General features: G+C 67.4%; 21 protein-coding genes. 4 read left to right on the plus strand and 17 right to left on the minus strand.

Annotated elements, in window-relative coordinates; all coding sequences use genetic code 11:
- Window positions 1-19: 19 nt before the first annotated feature.
- Both rsrA and CA951_RS10100 read right to left on the minus strand, forming a co-directional pair.
- On the minus strand, window positions 20-301 hold the full coding sequence (gene rsrA, locus CA951_RS10095) for a mycothiol system anti-sigma-R factor (RefSeq protein ID WP_072937642.1): 282 nt from the start codon (window positions 299-301) through the stop codon (window positions 20-22).
- Entirely contained in the window at window positions 298-1,032 is a 735-nt protein-coding gene (locus CA951_RS10100; RefSeq protein WP_087556772.1) for a sigma-70 family RNA polymerase sigma factor, read from the minus strand. The genes rsrA and CA951_RS10100 overlap by 4 nt, the downstream gene beginning before the upstream one ends.
- A gap of 99 nt (window positions 1,033-1,131) precedes the next feature.
- On the opposite strand from CA951_RS10100, the gene ybaK reads away from it, so the two are divergent.
- The gene (gene ybaK, locus CA951_RS10105; protein ID WP_087556685.1) at window positions 1,132-1,626 is read left to right on the plus strand and encodes a Cys-tRNA(Pro) deacylase; all 495 of its coding nucleotides are present in this window, start codon (window positions 1,132-1,134) and stop codon (window positions 1,624-1,626) included.
- Here ybaK and CA951_RS10110 read toward each other — a convergent pair.
- A complete protein-coding gene (locus CA951_RS10110) occupies window positions 1,613-2,371 on the minus strand; it encodes an SOS response-associated peptidase (RefSeq protein WP_087556773.1) in 759 nt (252 codons plus the stop codon). The genes ybaK and CA951_RS10110 overlap by 14 nt on opposite strands.
- Before the next feature lie 78 nt (window positions 2,372-2,449).
- On the opposite strand from CA951_RS10110, the gene aroA reads away from it, so the two are divergent.
- Both aroA and rsgA read left to right on the plus strand, forming a co-directional pair.
- Entirely contained in the window at window positions 2,450-3,766 is a 1,317-nt protein-coding gene (aroA, locus tag CA951_RS10115) for a 3-phosphoshikimate 1-carboxyvinyltransferase (protein ID WP_087556686.1), read from the plus strand.
- The gene (rsgA, locus tag CA951_RS10120; RefSeq protein WP_087556687.1) at window positions 3,712-4,752 is read left to right on the plus strand and encodes a ribosome small subunit-dependent GTPase A; all 1,041 of its coding nucleotides are present in this window, start codon (window positions 3,712-3,714) and stop codon (window positions 4,750-4,752) included. Before aroA ends, rsgA begins: the two co-directional genes overlap by 55 nt.
- A 41-nt stretch (window positions 4,753-4,793) precedes the next feature.
- Here the strand turns inward: rsgA and CA951_RS10125 are convergent, their stop codons facing one another.
- From CA951_RS10125 to CA951_RS10150, 6 genes are all read right to left on the minus strand, one after another.
- On the minus strand, window positions 4,794-6,032 hold the full coding sequence (locus tag CA951_RS10125; protein ID WP_087556688.1) for a fatty acid desaturase: 1,239 nt from the start codon (window positions 6,030-6,032) through the stop codon (window positions 4,794-4,796).
- A gap of 112 nt (window positions 6,033-6,144) precedes the next feature.
- Window positions 6,145-7,401 (minus strand): acyl-CoA desaturase, encoded by a 1,257-nt coding sequence (locus CA951_RS10130; protein ID WP_087556689.1) that lies wholly within the window; start codon window positions 7,399-7,401, stop codon window positions 6,145-6,147.
- A gap of 63 nt (window positions 7,402-7,464) precedes the next feature.
- Window positions 7,465-8,580 (minus strand): ferredoxin reductase, encoded by a 1,116-nt coding sequence (locus CA951_RS10135; RefSeq protein ID WP_087556690.1) that lies wholly within the window; start codon window positions 8,578-8,580, stop codon window positions 7,465-7,467.
- 91 nt (window positions 8,581-8,671) lie between these two features.
- Entirely contained in the window at window positions 8,672-9,184 is a 513-nt protein-coding gene (locus CA951_RS10140; RefSeq protein WP_087556691.1) for a hypothetical protein, read from the minus strand.
- 30 nt (window positions 9,185-9,214) lie between these two features.
- On the minus strand, window positions 9,215-10,639 hold the full coding sequence (locus tag CA951_RS10145; protein WP_087556692.1) for a wax ester/triacylglycerol synthase family O-acyltransferase: 1,425 nt from the start codon (window positions 10,637-10,639) through the stop codon (window positions 9,215-9,217).
- Window positions 10,633-11,070, minus strand: coding sequence for an HAD-IA family hydrolase (locus tag CA951_RS10150; protein ID WP_087556693.1), 438 nt, complete (start codon window positions 11,068-11,070; stop codon window positions 10,633-10,635). Before CA951_RS10150 ends, CA951_RS10145 begins: the two co-directional genes overlap by 7 nt.
- A gap of 131 nt (window positions 11,071-11,201) precedes the next feature.
- On the opposite strand from CA951_RS10150, the gene CA951_RS10155 reads away from it, so the two are divergent.
- On the plus strand, window positions 11,202-11,723 hold the full coding sequence (locus tag CA951_RS10155) for an Rv3235 family protein (RefSeq protein ID WP_087556694.1): 522 nt from the start codon (window positions 11,202-11,204) through the stop codon (window positions 11,721-11,723).
- A 15-nt stretch (window positions 11,724-11,738) separates the two neighbouring features.
- Here the strand turns inward: CA951_RS10155 and secA are convergent, their stop codons facing one another.
- The 8 genes from secA to ahcY form a co-directional block, all read right to left on the minus strand.
- Window positions 11,739-14,606, minus strand: coding sequence for a preprotein translocase subunit SecA (gene secA / locus CA951_RS10160; RefSeq protein ID WP_087556695.1), 2,868 nt, complete (start codon window positions 14,604-14,606; stop codon window positions 11,739-11,741).
- A 151-nt stretch (window positions 14,607-14,757) separates the two neighbouring features.
- A complete protein-coding gene (gene hpf, locus CA951_RS10165) occupies window positions 14,758-15,435 on the minus strand; it encodes a ribosome hibernation-promoting factor, HPF/YfiA family (RefSeq protein WP_087556696.1) in 678 nt (225 codons plus the stop codon).
- A 171-nt stretch (window positions 15,436-15,606) separates the two neighbouring features.
- A complete protein-coding gene (locus tag CA951_RS10170) occupies window positions 15,607-16,305 on the minus strand; it encodes a ComF family protein (protein WP_087556697.1) in 699 nt (232 codons plus the stop codon).
- A 31-nt stretch (window positions 16,306-16,336) separates the two neighbouring features.
- Entirely contained in the window at window positions 16,337-18,130 is a 1,794-nt protein-coding gene (gene lpqB, locus CA951_RS10175) for an MtrAB system accessory lipoprotein LpqB (protein ID WP_087556698.1), read from the minus strand.
- Window positions 18,127-19,899 carry an MtrAB system histidine kinase MtrB gene (gene mtrB / locus CA951_RS10180; protein WP_087556699.1) on the minus strand — a complete coding sequence of 591 codons (1,773 nt, stop codon included), beginning with the start codon at window positions 19,897-19,899 and terminating at the stop codon, window positions 18,127-18,129. Before mtrB ends, lpqB begins: the two co-directional genes overlap by 4 nt.
- Window positions 19,896-20,573 carry an MtrAB system response regulator MtrA gene (gene mtrA, locus CA951_RS10185; RefSeq protein ID WP_005240059.1) on the minus strand — a complete coding sequence of 226 codons (678 nt, stop codon included), beginning with the start codon at window positions 20,571-20,573 and terminating at the stop codon, window positions 19,896-19,898. The genes mtrB and mtrA overlap by 4 nt, the downstream gene beginning before the upstream one ends.
- Window positions 20,574-20,618: 45 nt before the next feature.
- Window positions 20,619-21,302: a dTMP kinase gene (locus CA951_RS10190; protein ID WP_087556700.1), complete on the minus strand. Its 684-nt coding sequence runs from the start codon at window positions 21,300-21,302 to the stop codon at window positions 20,619-20,621.
- 56 nt (window positions 21,303-21,358) lie between these two features.
- Window positions 21,359-22,843: an adenosylhomocysteinase gene (gene ahcY / locus CA951_RS10195; RefSeq protein ID WP_087556701.1), complete on the minus strand. Its 1,485-nt coding sequence runs from the start codon at window positions 22,841-22,843 to the stop codon at window positions 21,359-21,361.
- Window positions 22,844-22,868: the final 25 nt, after the last annotated feature.

Genomic DNA, 22,868 nt, shown 5'->3' on the forward strand with positions numbered 1-22,868 from the left:
TGATTGCTGTTCTGACGGGTTACGACTCGGGTTCGGTATTCGTGATGAGGATCGTCCGCCGCAACTCGATGGAGAGCCTCTGACGCAGACTTTCCGGTGCGTGCTCACCGCCGCACTTGCGGTTCACGAGGCTCTTGACCTTCTCCTCGATCCCGTACGCCTCGAGGCACGACCCGCACTCGTCGAGATGCCGCTGCAGCCGCGCCCGCGAGGCCTCGTCGCATTCGCTGTCCAACATCAGCCAGACGTCCGCGATGACGGCGGAGCAGTCGAGCTGCTCGAATTCGTCCTGCTCGCTCACCGAGAAACCTCCTGCTCCGCGCTCACTACACTGTCGCCGGCCACCTCGTCGGTGCCGCGGTTGAATCCTCGTTCGCGTGCGACATCGGCGAGCAGACCCCGCAGCTGCTTGCGCCCGCGGTGCAGCCGCGACATCACGGTCCCGATCGGGGTGCCCATGATCTCGGCGATCTCCTTGTAGGGAAAGCCCTCGACATCGGCGTAGTAGACGGCCATCCGGAACTCCTCGGGCAGGGCCTGGAGGGCTTCCTTGATGTCGTCGTCGGGGAGCGCGTCCAGTGCCTCGACCTCGGCGGACCGCAGCCCGGTCGACGAATGCTCCGCCGTCGCCGCGAGCTGCCAGTCGGTGATCTCGTCGGTCGGGTACTGCGCGGGCTGCCGCTGCTTCTTGCGGTACGAGTTGATGTACGTGTTCGTGAGAATCCGGTACAGCCACGCCTTGAGGTTGGTGCCCTCGCGGAACGAACGGAACGCCGTGTAGGCCTTCACATACGTTTCCTGCACGAGGTCCTCGGCATCGGCCGGGTTCCGGGTCATCCTCAGAGCAGCACCGTACAGCTGATCCAGAAGTGGGAGCGCATCCCTTTCGAAACGCGCGATCAACTCGTCCTGTGGCTCGGCCTTCTCTGCCGTCGGACGGTCATGTTCCTGCACGCTGATCCCTTCGGTCGCCGTGGGCGTCAACGTTACCGCCAACTGCAGACGCGACGTGGGCTCGATTACCGAGGACATCACGATACGGACCACTCCCTTCGATGCACGGGTCTTCTGCAGGTACCAACACGGCTCCCGTCCGCGGTGTTCCCGCACCGCGTGGCAGAGTGTTCGTCCATGGCCGGAACTGCCACTCCCGCGACGAAGTTGCTCGTCACACAGCGTATAGACCACACCGTGCACAGCTACGCGCACGACGAGCGGGCGGAGTCGTACGGTTCGGAGGCGGTCGACGCGCTGGGCGAGACGGTCGGCGTCACCGCCCATCAGGTGTTCAAGACGCTCGTGATCAAACTCGACACGGGCAAGCTGGCGGTGGCGGTCCTGCCGGTCCCGGAGAAACTGTCACTGAAGGCGGCGGCCGCGGCGCTGGGCGCGGGCAAGGCCGTGATGGCGGACCGCACCGAGGCCGAGCGCTCCACCGGGTACGTGTTCGGCGGCATCTCCCCGCTCGGGCAGCGGAAGGCACTTCCGACCGTCGTCGACGCGTCGGCGCTCGACTGGGACAGGGTGCTGTGCAGCGCGGGAAGGCGCGGACTCGAGATCGAAATCGCGCCCGCCGATCTGGTGCGGCTCAGCGGAGCCGTCACCGCGGCGGTCACAGCAGGCTGATCTGCTCCCCCACCTGCGCATCGTCACGACCGGCCGCGTCGGGGTCGAGGAGTTCCGGTCCGTTGTTCTTCACACTGTTCACCAGCGTGGACACCCGCCGGACGGTGATGTCGGCGATGGTGTCGGGTGACACCTCGAGCAGGTCCGTCGATGCGGGGTGCTCGGGATCGAGCCACGCGGCCCAGCGGTCGCGGGGCATCACGAGCGGCATCCGGTCGTGCACGTTCTCGAGCTGGGCGGCGGAGTCGACCGTGATGATGCTGCAGCTCAGGACGGGCGGCGACTCCTCGACCGCGGGGTCGTGCCAGACTGACCACAGCCCGGCCATGTACAGGCGTGAGCCGTCCTCCGGGGACATGTAGTACGGAATCTTCTTCGCCTTGCCCGACTTTTTCCCGGCGGCCGACGGCTCGGTCTCGGTCTGCCACTCGTACCAGCCGTCCATCGGCACGAGGCAGCGCTTGTACTTGAAGGAGGTCCGGAACGCGGGTTTGTTGTCGACCGAATCCGCCCGGGCGTTGAACAGCACCGGGCCCTTGCCGAGTTCCTTCGTCCAGGACGGCACGAGACCCCACCGCATCCGCCGGATCCGACGGGCGTCGTGCCGGTCGACCACCGTGAGGACCTGCGTGGTGGGCGCCACGTTGAAGTCGGGCGGACTCTCCTCCTCGCCCGCCTCGTTGATCGCGTCGAGGTCGGCCGCGAGTGTCGCCGGATTCGCCGTGGTCGCATACCTGCCGCACATGTCCACCAGAGTGGCACGAACCACCGACACCTGCGACACGCCGCCCACCCCGCCCGGTCACCCGCCCGATAGGCGAAGATGGAGACCGTGAGCCTGAGCCTGTGGAACGCCCCCCGTGCCGAAGCGCCCGTCGTCGCGACGGTCGCCCTCCCCGGATCGAAGTCGATCACCAATCGCGCGCTGATCCTCGCCGCACTCGCGGACGGTCCGTCCACCCTCACCGGGGCACTGCGCAGCCGGGACACCGACCTCATGATCGACGCACTCCGGACGCTGGGAATCCGCATCGAGACGGCCGGCGACGACACGACGCTGCGGGTCACCCCCGGCCCCCTCCGGGGCGGTGCGGTCGACTGCGGCCTGGCAGGCACCGTCATGCGGTTCCTTCCGCCGGTCGCCGCGCTCGCCGACGGCACGGTCCAATTCGACGGCGACGAGCAGGCGCGCACCCGCCCCCTCGACACGATCCTGAACGCGCTGCGCGGTCTCGGCGCGGACATCGACGGCGACTCCCTGCCGTTCACGGTCCGCGGCGCGGGTTCGCTGCACGGGGGCCGGGTCACGATCGACGCGTCCGGTTCTTCGCAGTTCGTGTCCGGGCTGCTGCTGTCGGCGGCCGCCTTCGACGAGGGCGTCACGGTCCATCACGACGGCAAGACGGTCCCGTCGATGCCGCACATCGACATGACGGTGGAGATGCTGCGCGAGTCGGGTGTCGAGGTCTCCACCCCGGCGACGGGCGGGGAGGCCGACACGTGGCGGGTGAGCCCCGGTCCGGTGCGGGCCGTCGACCGGGTGATCGAGCCCGACCTGTCGAATGCCACCGCCTTCCTCGCCGCCGCCGCCGTCACCGGCGGTGAGGTGACCGTTCCGCTGTGGCCGGCCGAGACGACACAGCCCGGCGACGCGATCCGCGAGATCCTGCTCGCGATGGGCGCCGACGTCCGACGGGACGGGGCAAACCTCACCGTCCGCGGCCCTCAACAGCTGACCGGCATCGACATCGACCTGCACGACGTCGGCGAACTCACCCCGACCGTCGCGGCGCTCGCCGCGCTCGCGGACGGCCCGTCCCACCTGCGCGGCATCGCGCATCTGCGCGGACACGAGACCGACCGGCTGGCCGCGCTCGCACACGAGATCAATTCGCTGGGCGGAAACGTCACCGAGACCGAGGATGGCCTCACCATCGTGCCCGCCGACCTGCACGGCGGGACCTGGCGGTCCTACGCCGACCACCGGATGGCGACGGCGGGAGCCATCGTCGGCCTGCGGGTCGACGGCATCGAGATCGAGGACATCGGCACCACGGCGAAGACACTGCCCGGTTTCGAGAACCTGTGGGCCACAATGCTGTCCGCGGCCGCGGGCACCGGTCGGAAGGCGAGCTTCTGAGTCGCAGGCAGTACGACGAGTCCGACGTCCGGGTGCGCCCGGGCCGAGGAACGCGCCCGCGCACGAAAACCCGGCCGGAGCACCTCGCCGCGGAGTCCGCGATGGTCGTCGCCGTCGACCGGGGCCGGTGGGGTTGCGTTCTCGGCGGCGACCCCGAGCGTCCCCTCGTGACCATGCGCGCCCGCGAACTGGGCCGCACCCCCATCGTGGTGGGCGACGAGGTGAGCGTCGTCGGAGACCTGTCCGGCAAACCCGACACCCTCGCGCGGATCGTGCGGGTGGCCGAGCGCGCCACGGTGCTGCGGCGCACCGCCGACGACACCGACCCGTACGAGCGGATCGTGGTGGCCAACGCGCAGCAGTTGCTGATCGTCGTGGCGCTCGCCGATCCGCCGCCGCGGACGGGATTCGTCGAACGCGCGCTCGTCGCCGCATACGCGGGCGGGCTGAGCCCCGTCGTGTGCCTGACGAAGAGCGACCTCGAGCCGCCCGAGGAGTTCGCGAGCACGTTCGCCGACCTCGACGTCCCCGTGGTCGTGGCGGGCCGCGACGATCCGGTCGACGAGGTCCTGTCGATGCTGTCCGGCAGGCTCACCGCGCTGATCGGGCATTCGGGGGTCGGGAAGTCGACTCTCGTCAACCGCCTCGTCCCCGACGCCGACCGTGCCGTCGGCGTGGTCTCCGGCGTGGGCAAGGGCAGGCACACGTCCACGCAGTCGGTCGCGCTGCCGCTCCCGTCGGGCGGCTGGGTGATCGACACCCCGGGCATCCGGTCGTTCGGGCTGGCCCACATCTCCCCGGAGAACGTGGTGGCCGCGTTCTCCGATCTGGCCGCGGCCATCGAGGACTGCCCGCGAGGCTGTACCCATCTCGGCCCGCCCGCGGACCCGGAATGCGCGCTCGACCACCTCGAGGGCAAGGCCGCCAAACGCGTCGACGCGGTCCGTCACCTCCTCACGGCCATCGCGTCAAACGAGGCCTGGTGAGGGACGAACCGCGCCGTGGCGGAACTGTCTAGCGGAGTTGCCTAGCGGGAAAGCAGCGCGCGCAGACCGCGACGCTTGCGGGTGCGCTTGATCGCGGAACTCAGCCCCTGACGGCGACCGGTCACGGGATCGATTGTCGCCGTGGTGTTTCCACCGAACTTGCGCTCCGACGCCGTCTCCGGCGCGTCGTCCGCGGTCGCCTTGAGGTACTTGTTCGGCAACGACAGCTTGGCGATGGTGCGCCACGACTTCGCGTACTGCACCAGGAACGGCCCGGAGGTGTACGGCAGGTCGTACTTCTCGCACAACTCCCGCACCCGTACGGCGATCTCCGCGTAGCGGTTGCTCGGCAGGTCGGGGAACAGGTGGTGCTCGATCTGGTAGCTCAGGTTGCCGGACATGAAGTCCATCAGCTTGCCGCCGTCGATGTTCGCGCTACCGAGCATCTGCCGGAGGTACCACTGCGCGGGCGTTTCCTTGTCGATATCGGCCTTGGTGAACTTCTCGGCGCCGTCCGGAAAGTGCCCACAGAAGATGATCGCGTTGGTCCACACGTTGCGGATCATGTTCGCGGCGATGTTGGCGGTGAGCGTGCTCTTCCACGCAGGACCGGTGACCGCGGGGTGGATCACGTAGTCCTTGAGGATCTGCTTGCCGACCTTCTCGCCGACCTCGCGGAGCTTGCGCTGGGTCTCCTCGCTCGGCACGCGCCCCTTGGCGACCTTGCCGAGTTCGAGATGCTGCGCCGCGATGCCGTACTCGAAGAACAGCGCGAGCAGGGTGTTGTAGAGGAGATTGCCGGTATTGAACGGCTTCCACCGCTGGTCACGCGTGACGCGCAGCAGGCCGTATCCCACGTCGTCGTCCATACCGAGGACGTTGGTGTACTTGTGGTGGATGTAGTTGTGCGTCTGCTTCCAATGAGCGGACGGTCCCGTCACGTCCCACTCCCACGAGGTGGAGTGGATCTCGGGATCGTTCATCCAGTCCCACTGGCCGTGCATGACGTTGTGGCCGAGTTCCATGTTCTCGATGATCTTCGAGAGGGAGAGCAGGGCCGTGCCCGCCAGCCAGGCGGGACGCCGCTTGCTCGCGAACAGCATTGCGCGGCCACTGATCTCGAGTCCACGCTGCAGTCTGATGGTGTTCCGCACGTAGCGCGCGTCGCGCTCCCCGCGAGATTCTTCGATATCGCGGCGGATCGCATCCAACTCGCGCCCGAGCGCCTCGACATCGGCTTCGGTGAGATGTGCGTATTCCTTGACATCTGCAATCGCCATGGGGGACCTCCTCCTGGCTGGGTCGACAGTTCACACCGGATAGGCGCTGACATGACCTACCGTACCGTAAGTTACGGCACCGTAGGTTACTTGATTGTAGGTGTGAGTGAAATCACCGACGACGGCGCGGGATCTTGGCCTCCGCGTGGGCGCGCAGCGCCGACAGCAGACCCCGGCGCTGTCCCGTGACGGGATCGGTGCGCAGCGTCTCGACCATCGCGGCACCCGCGTCACGGGCATCGCGGAACTTCTGCTCCGAGGACGTCTCGGGGGCGTCGTCCGCCGTCGCAAGCAGGAAGCGGTCGGGAAGGGCGAGTTTGTGGATCGTGCGCAGTGCCAGCAGGTACTGCTTGGCGAGCGACCCCGTGGTGTACGGGAGGTCGTACTTCTCGCACAGCGCCCGCACCTTCACGGCGATCTCCGGGTACCGGTTGCTCGGCAGATCGGGGAACAGATGATGCTCGATCTGGTAGCTGAGATTTCCGCTCATGAAACCCATGATCTTGCCGGAGTCGAAGTTGGCGCTGCCGAGCATCTGCCGGAGGTACCACTCGTGCCGGGTCTCGTTCTCGTATTCGTCGACGGTGAACTTTTCGGCGCCGTCCGGGAAGTGCCCGCAGAAGATCACCACGTACGCCCACAGGTTCCGCACGAGGTTGGCGGTCGTGTTCGCCGTCAGCGTCGACTTCCACGCCGGCCCCGCGAGCACCGGGAACAGGAGGAAGTCCTTGCCGACCTGACGGAAGATCTTGCGGGCAAAATCCTTGTTGGCCTGCGAGTTGAGCTGCCCCTTCTCGGCGCCCTCCAACTCGGCCGCGAACGTGAGGTCGTGGAGCGCGATCCCCCACTCGAACGTGGCGGCCAGGACGATGTTGGCGAACGGCTGCAGCAGATTGATCGGCCGCCACTCCTCGTCGCGGGTCATCCGGAGGATGCCGAAACCGACGTCGGAATCCATTCCCACGATGTTGGTGAACGTGTGGTGGGAGTAGTTGTGGGCCCGCTTCCAATGCTCCGAGGGGCCCGTCTGATCCCACTCCCACGACATCGAGTGGATCTCCGGATCGTTCATCCAGTCCCACTGGCCGTGCATCACGTTGTGGCCGAGTTCCATGTTCTCGATGATTTTCGAGAGGGAAAGCATCGCGGTGCCCGCGAGCCAGGCCGGCCGGTATCGGCTGCCGAACAGCGCGAGCCGGCCACCGAGTTCCAGCAGTCGTTGCGCCCTGATGGCCCGGCGGATGTATCGGGCGTCGCGGACGCCGCGCGAATCCTCCACGTCGAGCCGGATCGCATCCAACTCACGTCCGAGCGATTCGATGTCCGCTTCGGTCAGATGCGCGAACTCTTTGATGTCGGTGATCGCCACCGTGCTCCTCCGTCTGGTGAGAGTCCGAGAATAGCGGAGTCAGGTGAACAACACGCTCAACGCTCACGCGTCGAGCGTGCAGTCCCCTGCCGCCGCCGAGATACAAGTCTGGACTCGGTCACCTTCGGCGTGCTGCTTGCCGGACCTCAGGTCGATGGCGTGCCCGGCGAGAATCGGAACGACACAGGTCTGGCAGATCCCCATCCGGCAGCCGAACGGCATCAGTGCACCGACCTTCTCACCGGCCTCGAGGAGAGTGGTGGCACCGTCGATCGTGACGGTCTTGTCGGCCTTGGCGAACGTCACCGTCCCACCCTCGCCGGACGTGTCCGCGCGGGAGACGGCGAAACGCTCGAGGTGCAGCTTGTCCTCGATGTTCTCGTCGCGCCACAGCGTCTCGATCTCGTCGAGCATCGGCAGCGGCCCACAGGCCCACGTCTGCCGTTCGCGCCAGTCCGGGCACACCTCGTCGAGCGAGGACAACGCGAACTTGCCCTGGCTGCGGGTGAGCTGGATCTTGCACCGGAAGTCGTCGTGCTCGTCGTGGAGCTGGGTGAGTTCGTCGGCGAACATCACGTCGGCGTCGGTCGGGGCGGAGTGGACGTGGAAGACGTCGGGAAGCTGGCCGCGCCGGTTCATCGTGCGGAGCATCGCCATGACCGGCGTGATGCCGCTGCCCGCGGTGAGGAACAGGATGCGCTGCGGCGGCGGGTCGGGCAGCGCGAAGTTGCCCGTGGGCGTCGCGAGCCGGACGATCGTTCCCGACGGCACACCGTTGACGAGGTGACTGGACAGGAATCCCTCGGGCATCGCCTTGACGGCGATGGAGATGAGCTTGTCGTCCCAGTTCGGGGGCGAGGTGAGGGAGTACGAACGCCAGTGCCAGCGTCCGTCGATGTGCAGGCCGATGCCGATGTACTGGCCGGGCTCGTAGTCGAAATCGAATCCCCAGCCCGGCTTGATGACGATCGTGGCGGAGTCCGCCGTCTCCGCGCGCACCTCCACGATCTGTCCGCGCAGTTCGCGGGCCGACCACAGCGGGTTGGCCAGGTGCAGGTAGTCGTCGGGGAGCAACGGCGTCGTCAGACGTGCCGCCGCACCGCGCAACCAATTGAGCTTGGACCGCTTGGCGGGCACGACCGCTGCTGCGGGCGCCTCGATCCAATCCTTCAGACCCATCCGACCTCCACCTTTTCCGTCACCACCTACGCTACCGTAGGTTTTTAAGTTACGGTACCGTAGGTTACCCCAAGGTAAGAGGACGTACCGGTCAGAGCAGTTCGAGCAGGAACGGAAGCTCCTGGGTGGCGTACCACGCCAGTACGTGATCCTCGGCGTCACCGAGAACGAACTCGGCGTCCGGATCCCCGAGATCCGCTTCGTCGATCGCGGACACGGCCCGCTCGATGTCGGGCTCCGCCTCCGCGAGGTCCACGTGCACCGACGCGACCCGGCCGATCGTCACCGGACCGGGCAACCGGACCACGGCGTCGTCGAGATCCGGACGGGGTGTCACGTCGTCGATGTCCGCGGCAACCACGGCACGGCGGAAGCGGACCCCGTCTGTCCCGCTCTCCCCCACCCGGCCCGCGATCAGACGCAGCGAAGCCCGGGCGGCCTCGGCCATCGCGACCTCGGCCAGTTCGTCGTCGTCGCCCGACGAGTACGCCTCGCGGAGCGTGGCGGTGACGGCGAAGGCGGTACGGCTCATCGGATCGAACTCCTGGTCGGCGACGAGCCGCTGGAGGATCTCGATCGTCGCGGGAACGTACACCCTCGTCATGCGTCACCCGTCATTCGCACCGCGGACTTCTCACCGGCTGGCATCCAACAACTCCTCGAGAGATTCGTACAGCAGCGCCGCCACCACGTCCACGTCGGCCATGGCGTCACGGTCTGCATTCAAACCGTAGTAGACGTTGCCGTCGTAGGACGTGAGGCCGATGCTCAAAGTCTGGTTTTTCAGCAGGGGCGACACCGGATACATCTCCAGCATCCGCGCTCCACCCACGTACAGCGGCATCTGCGGACCCGGCGCATTGGTGATCATCAGGTTGAACATGCGCTGCGAGAAGCTGCTCGCGACACGGGCACTCATCGCGTGCAGCGTGGCGGGCGCGAACCCCGACAACCGCACCAGGGTCTCCGCGGTGACCCGCTGACTCTGCTTCGCGTGTGCCTCCATGGCGTGCGCCACGTGCGACAGCCGCACCACCGCGTTCGGTTCCCCGACCGGCAGGTCGATGAGGAAGGACGACACCATGCTCCGCGGGTCCGCCCACTCGCCGCGGCGGGACGCCTCGTCGTCGGCCTCGGGGTCCGTCGCGTACACGGACATCGGGACCATGGCCCGGACCGTGGTCGACTCGGCCACCGGTTCGCCGCGGGACAGCAGCCAGTACCGCATCGCACCCGACACTACGGCGAGGATGACGTCGTTGACCTCGCACCCGTACTGTGCGCGGATCTTCCGGTAGTCGCCCAATTCGGTCTTGACCACCGCGAAGCGCCGGTTGCGGGAGATCGTCGCATTCAGTGGACTCGACGGCGCCACCTGTGTCGCGGTGCGGACCACGGCGGCGAGCTTGCCGACGGTCCGCACGGTCTCACCGAGCGCAGACGCCATGTCACCCAACGTCATCCGCAGCGCCGCCAGACCCTCCCCCGGCCTCGACACCATCTCCGCCAGCGCCCCCGCGATGAGAGTGGACTCACTGGGGGCGGGGCTCGGCATCCACAGTTCCTCCGCCATCGGCCGCCGGGTCTTCGCCGGGTCCAGGATCACCTGACCGATCTCGAGCGCCGTCTCGCCGTCGACCAGCGAGGAATGCGACTTCGTGAAGATGGCGAAGCGGTTGTTCGACAACCCCTCCACCAGGTACATCTCCCACAGGGGACGCGTGTTGTCGAGGGGCCGGGACGTGAGCCGTGCGACCAGGTCGTGCAACTGGGCGTCCGATCCGGGCTTCGGCAGCGCCGACCGCCGGACGTGGTACTCGATATCGAAGTCCTGATCGTCCACCCACACCGGACGCGACAGTCCCAGGGCCACCTCCCGCACCTTCTGCCGGTAGCGGGGCACCAGGCTCAACCGCTCCTCGACGAGGCTCAGTAATTCCTCGTAGGACAACCCGTTTCGCGGCTTCCGGAAGATCGCCAGCGATCCCACGTGCATCGGCGTACTGCTCGCCTCGAGAAAGTAGAACGATGCATCCTGCGTAGTCAGTCTCGTCACCATGTCGGCGCCTGTTCCCCTTGCATCCCGTCTCGATCCACCTCGAGAAGTATCGCTATCTCGTCCGCCGTGGCCGCGCCGTCGACGTGGTGGATACCCACCATCCCGACGGCCACCGCGCCCCGCACGTTGACCGGCAGGTCGTCGACGAAGATACAGTCGCCCGGATCCAGACCGAGCGATTCGGCCGTCAGCCGATAGATCCGCGGATCAGGTTTGGCGACACCGACATCCCCGGACAGCACGACCTGATCCACCAGCCGGCCGTCGCCGAGTTCCCGCAACCACTGCGCGCCGGGACCGCCGGGATCGTTGCTGAGGATCGCGGTCCGCACACCACGGGTCCGGGCACCGGCGAGGACGGACGACAGGCCGTCCATGTCCGAACCGGGACCCGCGAGAACGCCGCCGAAGTCCAATATCAATCCCCGCACGTCCCCACCCTATGGGCCGCTCCGCGGTTCGGCGACACGAGTCCGCTCCGCGGTTCAGCGACACGAGTCCGGGATCCGTGCGATCATGACCGCTACGACGGCCGTCTCATGCCGAAACCGGGGGGTAAGAAATGAGTGAGTCCTACACGTTCCTGTCACGGGTGCCACGCTTCGAGCCGGCGGTCGGCGACGACGCCGCGCCGATCCTGCCGGGGCATTCGGAGCCGCCGGGTGCGCTGCATACTCGCGGGCACGCCAGGCACCGGTCGTCGCCCCACTCGGGTGCGTCGCCGCGCGGCGCCGCGACGCACCCGGGAACTCTGCCGATTCCGTCGCCGGACGTTCAGCGGTTCACGGAGCAGGCGTTCCGGCTCGTCCTCGAAGTGCTGGATCGGCGACGCAACGTCCGGCAACTGCGGCCGATGGTGACGCCGTCACTCGTCGACGTGGTGCGCACGTTCGCGCTCGCGGAATCACCTGCCCGGCGACTCGGTGTCGCGACACTCGTCCGCGTGCATCTGCGCGCGGTGGAGCCCTGTGTGTTCGAGGCCTTCGGCACCTACGGCCGGGGACCACGGGTCTTCGTGATCGCAGCCCGTGTCGAACAACAGTCCGACACGGGCTGGACCGTCACCTCGCTGGTGATCGGCTGATCGGCTCGCCTGTGGTCAGCGCTTGCGCTTGGTGCGCGGGGCCTTCTTGCCCTTCGACTGCGACCGCGCGGCCTCCCGCCGCTGACGACGGGTTCCGGCGTCGGCGGCGTCGTCCGATTCGGCCGCTCCGCGGCGGCTGAGGTGGGCATTGCCGTCCTCGGCAGGCCCGGAGTACGTGAGCCCGCGGGGCTCCCCGTCGTCCAGTCCCTTCGCGCGGAGGGCGGACGGTGCCGCCGTGCCCTGCGCCTGCTGCGCGGCCTCCTGGGTGGGTAGCGGTCGAGGCGCCGCCGGAGCGGGTGCGGCCGACGCCGTCGCCGCAGCGGAAGCCGCAGTGACGCTGACACCCGGGGCCTGCGCCGCCTGCGGGGCGGCCGCCTCGACCTGAAGGTTGAACAGGAATCCGACCGACTCCTCCTTCAGGCCCTCGAGCATCCCGCCGAACATGTCGAAACCTTCGCGCTGGTACTCGACGAGCGGATCACGCTGAGCCATCGCCCGCAGGCCGATGCCCTCCTTGAGGTAGTCCATCTCGTAAAGATGCTCACGCCACTTCCGGTCGAGGACGCTCAGCAGGACCCGGCGCTCGAGTTCGCGCATCGATCCCTCACCGGCGACGCCGTCGATCTCGGCCTCACGCCGTGTGTAGGCGTCGTGCGCATCCTTCAGCAGGGTCTCGCGCAACTCGTCGGCGGTGATGTCCTTCGTCTCGTCGTCGCCGTCGCCGACCAGTTCCTTGTAGTCGACGCCGATCGGGTACAGCGTCTTGAGGGCCGTCCACAGTTGCTCGAGATCCCAGTCCTCGACGTAACCCTCCGCGGTGGCGCCGTCGACGTAGGCGGTGACCACGTCGGTGATCATCTTCTCGACCTGGCCCTCCATGTCCTTGCCTTCGAGGATCTGACGGCGCTCGTTGTAGATGACCGTGCGCTGCTGGTTCATCACCTCGTCGTACTTGAGGACGTTCTTGCGGATCTCGAAGTTCTGCTGCTCGACCTGCGTCTGAGCGCTCTTGATGGCCTTCGAGACCATCTTCGCCTCGATGGGAACGTCGTCGGGCAGGTTGAGCCGGGTCATGATCGACTCGAGCGCCGCACCGTTGAACCGTCGCATCAACTCGTCGCCGAGGGACAGGTAGAACCGCGATTCACCGGGATCGCCCTGACGGCCGGACCGGCCGCGCAACTGGTTGTCGATTCGCCGGGACTCGTGCCGCTCGGTGCCGAGGACGTACAGCCCGCCGGCCTCGCGCACCTTGTCGGCGTCGGCCTTCACCTCGGCCTTGACCTGGTCGAGGACGTCGTCCCAGGCCGCCTCGTAGTCGTCGGGGGTGTGGACGGGGTCGAGGCCCTGCTTGCGAAGCGCGATGTCCGCGATGATGTCGGGGTTGCCGCCGAGCACGACGTCGGTACCACGACCGGCCATGTTGGTTGCTACGGTGACCGCTCCCGACCGGCCGGCCTCGGCGATGATCTGGGCTTCCTGCTCGTGGAACTTCGCGTTCAGCACGTTGTGCGCCACGCCGCGCTTGGTGAACTGCTTCGACAGGTACTCGGACCGCTCGACGCTGGTCGTACCGATGAGGACCGGCTGGCCCTTCTCGTGCCGCTCCACCACGTCGTCGACGACGGCGTCGAACTTGGCTTCCTCGGTCTTGTAGATCAGGTCGCCGTTGTCGACGCGGACCATCGGCCGGTTGGTGGGGATCGGGATGACGCCGAGGTTGTAGATCTGGTGCAGCTCGGCGGCCTCGGTCTCGGCCGTACCCGTCATGCCCGACAGCTTGTCGTACAGGCGGAAGTAGTTCTGCAGCGTGATCGTGGCGAGGGTCTGGTTCTCGGCCTTGATCTCGACCTTCTCCTTGGCCTCGATCGCCTGGTGCATGCCCTCGTTGTACCGGCGGCCGACGAGGACGCGGCCGGTGAACTCGTCGACGATGATCACCTCGCCGTCACGGACGATGTAGTCCTTGTCCTTCGTGTACAGCTCTTTGGCCTTGATGGCGTTGTTCAGGTAGCTCACGAGCGGCGAGTTGGCGGCCTCGTACAGGTTGTCGATGCCGAGCTGGTCCTCGACGAGTTCGACGCCGGCCTCGTGGACCCCGATGGTGCGCTTGCGGATGTCGACCTCGTAGTGCACGTCACGCTTGAGCAGCGGCGCGATGCGGGCGAACTCCGCGTACCACTTGCTCGACGCGTCGGCCGGACCGGAGATGATGAGGGGGGTCCTGGCCTCGTCGATGAGGATGGAGTCGACCTCGTCGACGACGGCGAAGCTGTGACCGCGCTGGACGAGATCGTCCAGGGAGTGCGTCATGTTGTCGCGCAGGTAGTCGAACCCGAACTCGTTGTTGGTGCCGTATGTGATGTCCGCCGCATAGGCCGCGCGACGCTCGGCGGGCGACATGCCGGACAGGATCACGCTGGTGTCGAGTCCGAGAAAGCGGTGGACGCGGCCCATCCACTCGGAGTCGCGCTTGGCGAGGTAGTCGTTGACCGTGACGACGTGCACGCCGTCCCCGGCGATCGCGTTGAGGTACGCGGGCAGCACGCAGGTCAGGGTCTTGCCCTCACCGGTCTTCATCTCGGCGATGTTGCCGAAGTGGAGGGCGGCGCCGCCCATGATCTGCACGTGGAAGTGCCGCTGGTCGATGACCCGCCAGGACGCCTCGCGGGCGACGGCGAACGCCTCGGGCAGCAGTTCGTCGAGCGTCTCGCCGTCACGGTAGCGGGCGCGGAACTCCTCGGTCTTCGCGCGGAGTTGCTCGTCGGTCAGGTCTTCGACCTCGGGCGACAGCGAGGAAACGTGGTCGGCGATGTGCTTGAGCCGCTTGACCATGCGACCTTCACCAACACGGAGCAGCTTCGATAGCGACAGCGACGGCACAGTCTTGTTCGTCCTCAATCTTCGGCAGTGGATGGGTGACACACAAAATCCGGCCGGAGGTCCGAGAACCCCGGCCGGATTCCATGGTAGGCGCTTCCGCGATCGGACGAGTAGACCGACCGCTCGGATCGTCAGACGGAACGGGAGTACGTCACGCCAGACGGATCAATCCGTAGTCGAACGCGTGCCGCCGGTAGACGACGGACGCCTTGTCCGTCTCCTTGTCGTGGAACAGGAAGAAATCGTGTCCTACCAGCTCCATCTCGTACAAAGCGTCGTCGATGGTCATCGGCGTGGCCGTGTGTTCCTTGGTTCGCACGACGTGACCCGGTGTGTGCTCGTCCGACACCTGACCGTCCAGGGAGATGTCGGGACTGATGCCGAGACTGTCGTCCTCGGCGAGTGCGGCGGTGGCTTCCGCCACCGACACCGGGGTCTTTTCCCCGTAATGGACCTTCTTCCGGTCCTTGGTGCGACGGAGCCTGCTCTCGAGCTTGGCGGTCACCGACTCGAATGCTGCATAGAAACTGTCGGCGGATGCCTCGGCTCGGGCTACCGGCCCCTTGCCTCGGGCAGTGATCTCGACGCGCTGGCAGCTCTTTCTCTGGCGTCGATTGGGTTCGTGTTGAAGTTCGACATCGAACAGGAAAATGGAGGGATCGAAGCGCTCGAGGCGCGACAGCTTCTCGGAGACGTACACGCGGAAGTGGTCGGGTACCTCGACGTTGCGTCCCTTGACGACGATCTCGGCGGTGGGGGTATCCGTCTTCTCTTGTGCTTCCGTGGTGCGGTCGTCGACGAAAACCGAGGCTTGCGAAGGGGTCGTCACTCGTACCTCCCGATTACGGCCCCGCCCCTTGATGGGCGGCGGCGAGTTTGAGCAATGCCGGAAGGGGGTCCGCCCGGCACCAGGTTCGAAGTTCCACCTCCTACCTGTGTTTTCGGGTGTGTCCGCGACGCTAGTACGTAACGCGCGCGAGTGCCACTGTTCGGCAGAATTTCATCCAACACCCGCCACGACGACCACCGCGCTGATCCGGATACCCACTCGCGACAGCACCCGGACAGACTCGGTCGCGGTCGCGCCGGTGGTCGACACGTCGTCCAGTAGTACCACCGAAACCCGTTGCAGCGAGGATGATTCCGGCTCGAGATATCGCGCGAATGCAGCGCCGCTGCGCGTCAACCGGACGCCACCCTCTAGGTTTACTCGACGTTGATCTGCGTTCAGTCCGACCGAATCACGCACGGCGCGCCGCATCACGAGCGCAGGGCACACGCGCCGGTCCCCCACCGCGGCGACGGCGATCCGCGTGACGGGGTCACCGCCCCGTGCGCGGGCCGCCCGCGGACGCGTCGGAGCCGGCACGAGAACCACCGGAGCGACGTCCGGCGGGTCGAGTTCACCCCACTGTTGCAGACGGCTCAGCGCGCCCGCGACGGCGGATCCGAGCGGCGCGGCGAGATCGCGCCGCCCCCGCTCCTTCGCGGCGATGACAGCCCGGCGGCGGGCACCGGTGTACGGCCCGAGCGCCCACACCCCGACGCCGGGATCCACACGCGGCCGGAGCAGCACGGGATCGTCGGCCACCTCCGCGGCGCAGCGGGCGCACCACTGGGTGCCCGGCACCCCGCACCCGCCGCACTCGGCGGGCAGGATCAGATCGAGCAGGGTCCGGAGACCGGGCAGGGCGCGCATGCGGGCAGTATCCGGGCCCGCACCGACAGTCTCAGCCCGGCAGGACCGGGATCGCCTTCACACCCGTCAACCCGGGAACCTCCCGCCAGTACCGGTCGCCGGCCGGATCGTTGTTGTTCAACTGGAACACCGCCCGGGAGTCGGCGACGAACTCCGTGGTCGTCGACGCGTCCACGGCCACCACCGGCGCGGTCAGGTTGCGGCTCGGCAGCGCGTCCATCCGCGACCCGTCGACTGCCACCTGCACCACCGGGATGTCCGACGCCGCACGCGCGACGACGATCGTGTCGCTCGTGCTCCAGTCCAGGGACAGCGCCGGGCTGCCCAGTCCGATCGCGACCGCACGGGGATTCGTCAACGCGTACTGACCACCCGGCATCTGGGTGACGATGGCGAGATAGACCTTGCCGTCGACGATCAGTGCCGCCCGCACCCCGTCGCGGGACAGGCGCAACTCGGTGATCGTGGCGCCCAGTGCGGTGACGGCGCCTGCGTCGACGTTGACCACCGACGTCCGGCCGGTGCCGGGCTCGCGCAACACCCGAATGACCGTGTTGCCGTTGACCGCTGCCCAGATCGCCGAGTTGTCGGGCGCCCACGTGGGGCGAGTGATCGCGCCACCCTCGAGCACCGATGCGGCACCGTCCTCGTACGCCCCGACCATCAGCGAACTCGCGGGTTCCGGCGCGGGACGCCCGGTGTCGGCGACCGCGGCGACCAATTTTCCGTCCTGCGACAGCGCGAGCGACCGCATGTTGCGGGCCGATCCGAAGTACCCGGGCACCGGGGTGACCCCGGTCTCGGTGACGCTCACCATCGACCCTTCACGCAGCGCGTGCAGGCCCACGGTGGCGCTGGATGTCGCGAACGGGTTCATGGACGCGACGTCGGCGGTGGTCCACCCGTTCGGGAACCGTTCGTCGAACGGCTCGCCGTCGGCGAGCAGCACGTAGGGGCCCGAGATCTCCGCATTGGCCAGCGTCCAGATCACCTGCGCCGCGAACAGCTGCTTCTGCTGCGCATCCATCGGCGGCACGCCGGCGAAGTCGATCCGGATCCCACCGAGCCCCACCCCGACCTGCGCGGTGCGGCCGTCGGCCTTCGTGATCGGGCCGCGCACCGAGACCCCGTTACCGAGTTCGTTGCGCACGGCCGGGGCCAGTGCCGCCTTGGGCCCGTCGATCAGCAGACCGATCAGCTGCGACGCCATCTGGTCCTGGGCGCCCGACACCCAGCGCGGGTCCGGCACGACCGTCGTCCCGGACGGGTCGAGGAAGTACAGCGACTTGCGCTGGTAGGTGTTCAGGAACTGCGCCCGGTCGAGAATCACGCCCGCGGGGAGCTCGGAGATCCGCCATTCACCGCCCTGCAACTCGAGACTGATCTTCGTCTCGAAACTGCCCTCTTCCGCCACGTACAGCCCACCGGGTTCGAGCTGCCCCACCTTGTTGGCGCGGATCGTGTACGTCGCCTGGTCGGCCGACCGGGTCTCCGGGAGGACGTCGACCTTGTCGACGATGGTTGCGCTGGCCGCGTCGTCCCACCTGCCGGTCACACCGGGGGTGAGGAACTGGCGGGCCGCGAGATGCCGATCGGTCGGATCGGTGCTGGCCTTGAAGAAGTCGCGCAGCAGCAGGTCGGGTTCGCGTCCCGGTGCCGGGGCCGCGACACTCGACCCGGGCGAGTCACGGTTGATCGTGCCGATCGCCTGCGGGGTGGACGAATCCGGGAGACTCGCGCACCCGCTGACGGTCACGAGCACCGCGAGGACGATCGCACCGCACACCGACCGCGACAGCAGGGCATATCGCCGGCCGGGCGTCACAGGTCCGACTCCGGCACGTGCGCCCCGTCCCGGTCACCGACGTGCGCACGCTCACGCTTCTGGGGAACCGTGTGGGACTCGTCGACCGCCGCCTCCATGCTCTCGTTGCGCACCGGCAACGTGTCGTCGCCCGGAACCGGCTGTCCTTGAACGTATTTCGCCGTTCCCGGTTTCAGAGGCAGCGGGCTCGACACGACTTTGCGTCCCCGCACCCGGGGCAGCGTCAACCGGAAGCAGGCGCCCTGGCCGGGTTCACCCCACGCCTCGAGCCTGCCGTCGTGGAGATTCGCGTCCTCCACGCTGATCGCGAGTCCGAGTCCGGTACCGCCCGACCGTCGCACGCGCGACGGATCGGACCGCCAGAACCTGTTGAACACCAGCTTCTCCTCGCCCGGCCGCAGGCCCACGCCCTGGTCGCGCACGATGAACGCCGCAGCGCTGTCGTCGGCGCGCACGCGCAGCAGCACCGGTTTGCCTTCTCCGTGGTCGATCGCGTTCGCCAGCAGGTTCCGCAGGATTCGCTCCACACGACGCGGGTCCACCTCGGCCATCACCGCCTGATCGGGCAGGTCCACGATCAGTTCGGTCCCGCTCTCGCGCGCAAGATGACGGACGGTCGAGATCGCCGCGCGCGCACACATCCGGACGTCGAGTTGCTCGGCGGCCAGTTCCGCGACGCCGGCGTCGTGCCTGCTGATCTCGAGGAGGTCGGCCAGCAGCCCCTCGAACCGGTCGAGTTCCGCCACCAGCAACTCCGAGGACCGCCGCAGCACGGGGTCGAGGTCGTCGCTGCCGTCGTGGATGAGGTCGGCCGCCATACGCACCGTCGTCAACGGTGTCCTCAGTTCGTGGCTCACGTCGGAGGTGAATCGCTTCTGGAGGTTTCCGAACTCCTCGAGCTGGGTGATCTGCTTGGACAGACTCTCCGCCATCTCGTTGAACGACATCGCCAGCCGGGCCATGTCGTCCTCACCGCGCACGGGCATGCGTTCCTTCAGCCGGCCGTCCGCGAAACGCACCGCGATCCGTGACGCCGACCGGATCGGCAGGACCACCTGCCTCGCGACGAGCAGCGCGATGGCCGCGAGCAGCACGGCGAGCACGGCGCCACCCACCAGCAGTGTGCCGCGGACCAGCGACAGGCTGCGGTCCTCACTGGCCAGTGGGAACACCAGGTACAGCTCGAGTGTGGAGATCGCCGACGCGGTCGGGCTCCCGACGATCAGTGCCGGCCCCGAATAGCCTTCCGGATCGTTCACGGTGGCGAATTGATATGCCACCTGACCTGCCTGGACGAACGCCCGCAGCGATTCCGGGATCTGGTCCGCCGGACCACTCGACGTCGGCGCACGGGGGCCGTCACCGGGCACGATCAGCACCGGGTCGAACGTGCCCGCCGAGCCCGACGCCTGCCCGGCGTCGGGTTCGCGGTTCGTCAGGGCGGCCCTGGCGCCGTCGAGCTGTGTGGTGGGCGAACTACTGTCGTCCGCGCCTGCCAGCTGCCCCTCCACCGTGCTCCGGGCACGGTCCATCTCCTCGGTGGCCGCATTGATCTTGGTCTCGAGCAGACGGTCGGTGATCTGACTCGTCAGCACGACGCCGAGCACGACGATGACGATGAGCGACAACGTCAACGTCGAGACGACGACTCGCAGCTGCAGCGAACGACGCCACGTGTGCGCGAGGGTATTGCTCAGTGAGTGACCCCACCGAAGGATCGGCGAAACGCGTCGGTTGACACGACGCCGCCATCGGGAAACACCTGTCACGGCGGTCCGGCCTTGTAGCCGACCCCCCTGACCGTCAAAACCACTTCGGGATTCTCGGGATCAGTCTCGACCTTGGCACGCAGACGCTGCACGTGCACGTTGACCAGTCGGGTGTCGGCCGCATGTCGGTAACCCCACACCTGCTCGAGCAGCACCTCACGGGTGAACACCTGTCGCGGCTTGCGCGCCAGAGCCACCAGGAGGTCGAACTCGAGGGGGGTGAGGGAGATCAGTTCTTCGCCCCTACTCACCTTGTGGGCGGGAACGTCGATGACGATGTCGGCGATGCTGAGCAACTCGGCCGGCTCGTCCTCGGTCCGGCGAAGCCGAGCCCGGACCCGAGCCACCAGCTCCTTGGGCTTGAACGGCTTCATGATGTAGTCGTCCGCGCCGGATTCCAATCCGAGGACCACGTCGACGGTGTCCGTCTTCGCGGTCAGCATCACGATGGGAACACCGGAATCGGCCCGCAGAACACGACACACGTCGATGCCGTTCATGCCGGGCAGCATCAGGTCGAGCAGCACCAGGTCGGGGCGTGTCTCCCGGACCGCGGTGAGCGCCTGGGTCCCGTCCCCCACCACATACGGATCGAATCCTTCGCCGCGGAGCACGATCGTGAGCATCTCCGCGAGCGCAGTGTCGTCGTCGACAACCAGAATCCTTGGCTTCATGTCCCTATCGTTGCATCTTCGGAGGCCGTAACAGCCCGTTCGCCGTTACGGCGTGCCGTGTTCTTTCCCGTCACGCCGTGCCGTGTCGTCACTCAAGAGTGCCAGGTTTTCGGCGAGCGTGACCGGATCGGTGTCCGGGGTGAGCACCCACCACGGCGAAATCCAGTCCTTCACGGCCAGCTCGCGGTACACCTCGCCGGTGCGTTCCTGCAGGCCGCGGTCGCGTTCGTAGGCGTCGAGGGACCGGCCGGCATCCGCCGATTCGCGGCCACGGGCGCGTTCCGCGGCGAGCGCCACGGGAACGTCCAGATACAGCTGCAGGTCGGGTCGGGGCAGCCCCAGCCGCCCGAATTCGAGGTTCTCCACCCAGCCCACGAACTCCCCGTCCGCCGCCTGGTGCAACCGGGCCGCGCCGTACGCCGCGTTGGACGCCACGTAACGGTCGAGGATCACCAGGTCGTGGCCGGCGAGCAGTGCGGACAGCTCGCCGACGGCGCCGGACCGGTCCAGGGCGAACATCACGGCCATCGCGTGCACGGACTCGGCGAGGTCCCCGTGCGCGCCCTTGAGCGCCTCGGACGCCAGATCTGCGTGCACGGACCTGCCGTACCGCGGAAAGTCGAGGGTGCCGACCGTCAGACCCCGCTCGGCGAGGCGAGCCACGACGGATCCGACCAGTGTTCGCTTGCCCGCGCCGTCCAGGCCTTCCAGCGCAATCAGTGTTCCCACGGGGAGAAAGGCTATCCCCCGGCCCGCATGCGACGGACCGGGGGACGCCGCGGCCTCTAGTACCGGTAGTGCTCGGGCTTGAACGGGCCCTCGACGTCGACGCCGATGTACTCCGCCTGCTCCTTGGTGAGTTTGGTGAGCGTGCCACCGAGGGCCTCGACGTGGATCTTCGCGACCTTCTCGTCGAGGTGCTTCGGGAGGCGGTACACCTCGTTGTCGTACTCCTCCGGCTTCGTCCACAGCTCGATCTGGGCGATCACCTGGTTGGAGAAGCTGTTGCTCATCACGAACGAGGGGTGGCCGGTCGCGTTGCCGAGGTTCAGCAGGCGACCTTCGGACAGCACGATGATCGAGTGGCCGTCCTTGAACCGGAACTCGTCCACCTGCGGCTTGATGTTGATGCGGGTGATCTCACCGGACCGCTCGAGGCCGGCCATGTCGATCTCGTTGTCGAAGTGACCGATGTTGCCCAGGATGGCCTGGTGCTTCATCTGCTTCATGTGATCGAACGTGATGATGTCCTTGTTGCCCGTGGACGTGATGATGATGTCGGCCCAGCCGATGGCCTGCTCGACCGTCTTCACCTCGAAGCCGTCCATCAGTGCCTGGAGGGCGTTGATGGGGTCGACCTCGGTGACCGCGACGCGGGCGCCCTGTCCGCGCAGCGCCTCGGCGCAGCCCTTGCCGACGTCGCCGTAACCGCACACGAGTGCGGCCTTGCCGCCGATCAGCACGTCGGTGCCGCGGTTGATGCCGTCGAGCAGCGAGTGGCGGGTGCCGTACTTGTTGTCGAACTTGCTCTTGGTGACCGAGTCGTTGACGTTGATCGCCGGGAAGACGAGTTCACCGGCAGCAGCGACCTGGTAGAGACGCAGGACACCGGTCGTCGTCTCTTCGGTGACGCCCTGGACCGACTCCGCGACCTTCGTCCACTTGGTCTTGTCCGCTTCGAGGGACTGACGCAGCAGGGCGAGGAACACCTTGTACTCGTCGGAGTCCTGATCGTCGTCGGTGGGCGGCACGACGCCCGCCTTCTCGAACTGCGCGCCCTTGAGGACGAGCATCGTGGCGTCGCCGCCGTCGTCGAGGATCATGTTCGCCGGCTTGTCGGCGTCCGGCCAGGTGAGCATCTTCTCGGCGGCCCACCAGTACTCCTCGAGCGTCTCGCCCTTCCACGCGAACACCGGGGTGCCCTGCGGCTCCTCCGGCGTGCCGTGCGGGCCGACGACGATCGCGGCGGCGGCGTGATCCTGCGTCGAGAAGATGTTGCACGAGGCCCAGCGGACCTCGGCGCCCAGCGCGGTGAGCGTCTCGATGAGCACGGCCGTCTGGATGGTCATGTGGAGCGAACCGGAGATGCGAGCACCCTTGAGCGGCAGCACCTCTGCGTACTCGCGGCGGAGCGCCATCAGTCCCGGCATCTCGTGCTCGGCGAGCCGGATCTCCTTGCGGCCGAACTCGGCGAGCGAAAGGTCCGCCACCTTGAAATCGATCCCGTTGCGGCTCTCGGCCACGGGCGTGGTTGAAACTGAGGTCGTCATCTGCCTCTCCTGTTTGACTGCTGTT

Origin of the sequence: Rhodococcus sp. NCIMB 12038 (genome assembly GCF_002165735.1) — a bacterium.
Taxonomy (GTDB): domain Bacteria; phylum Actinomycetota; class Actinomycetes; order Mycobacteriales; family Mycobacteriaceae; genus Rhodococcus_F.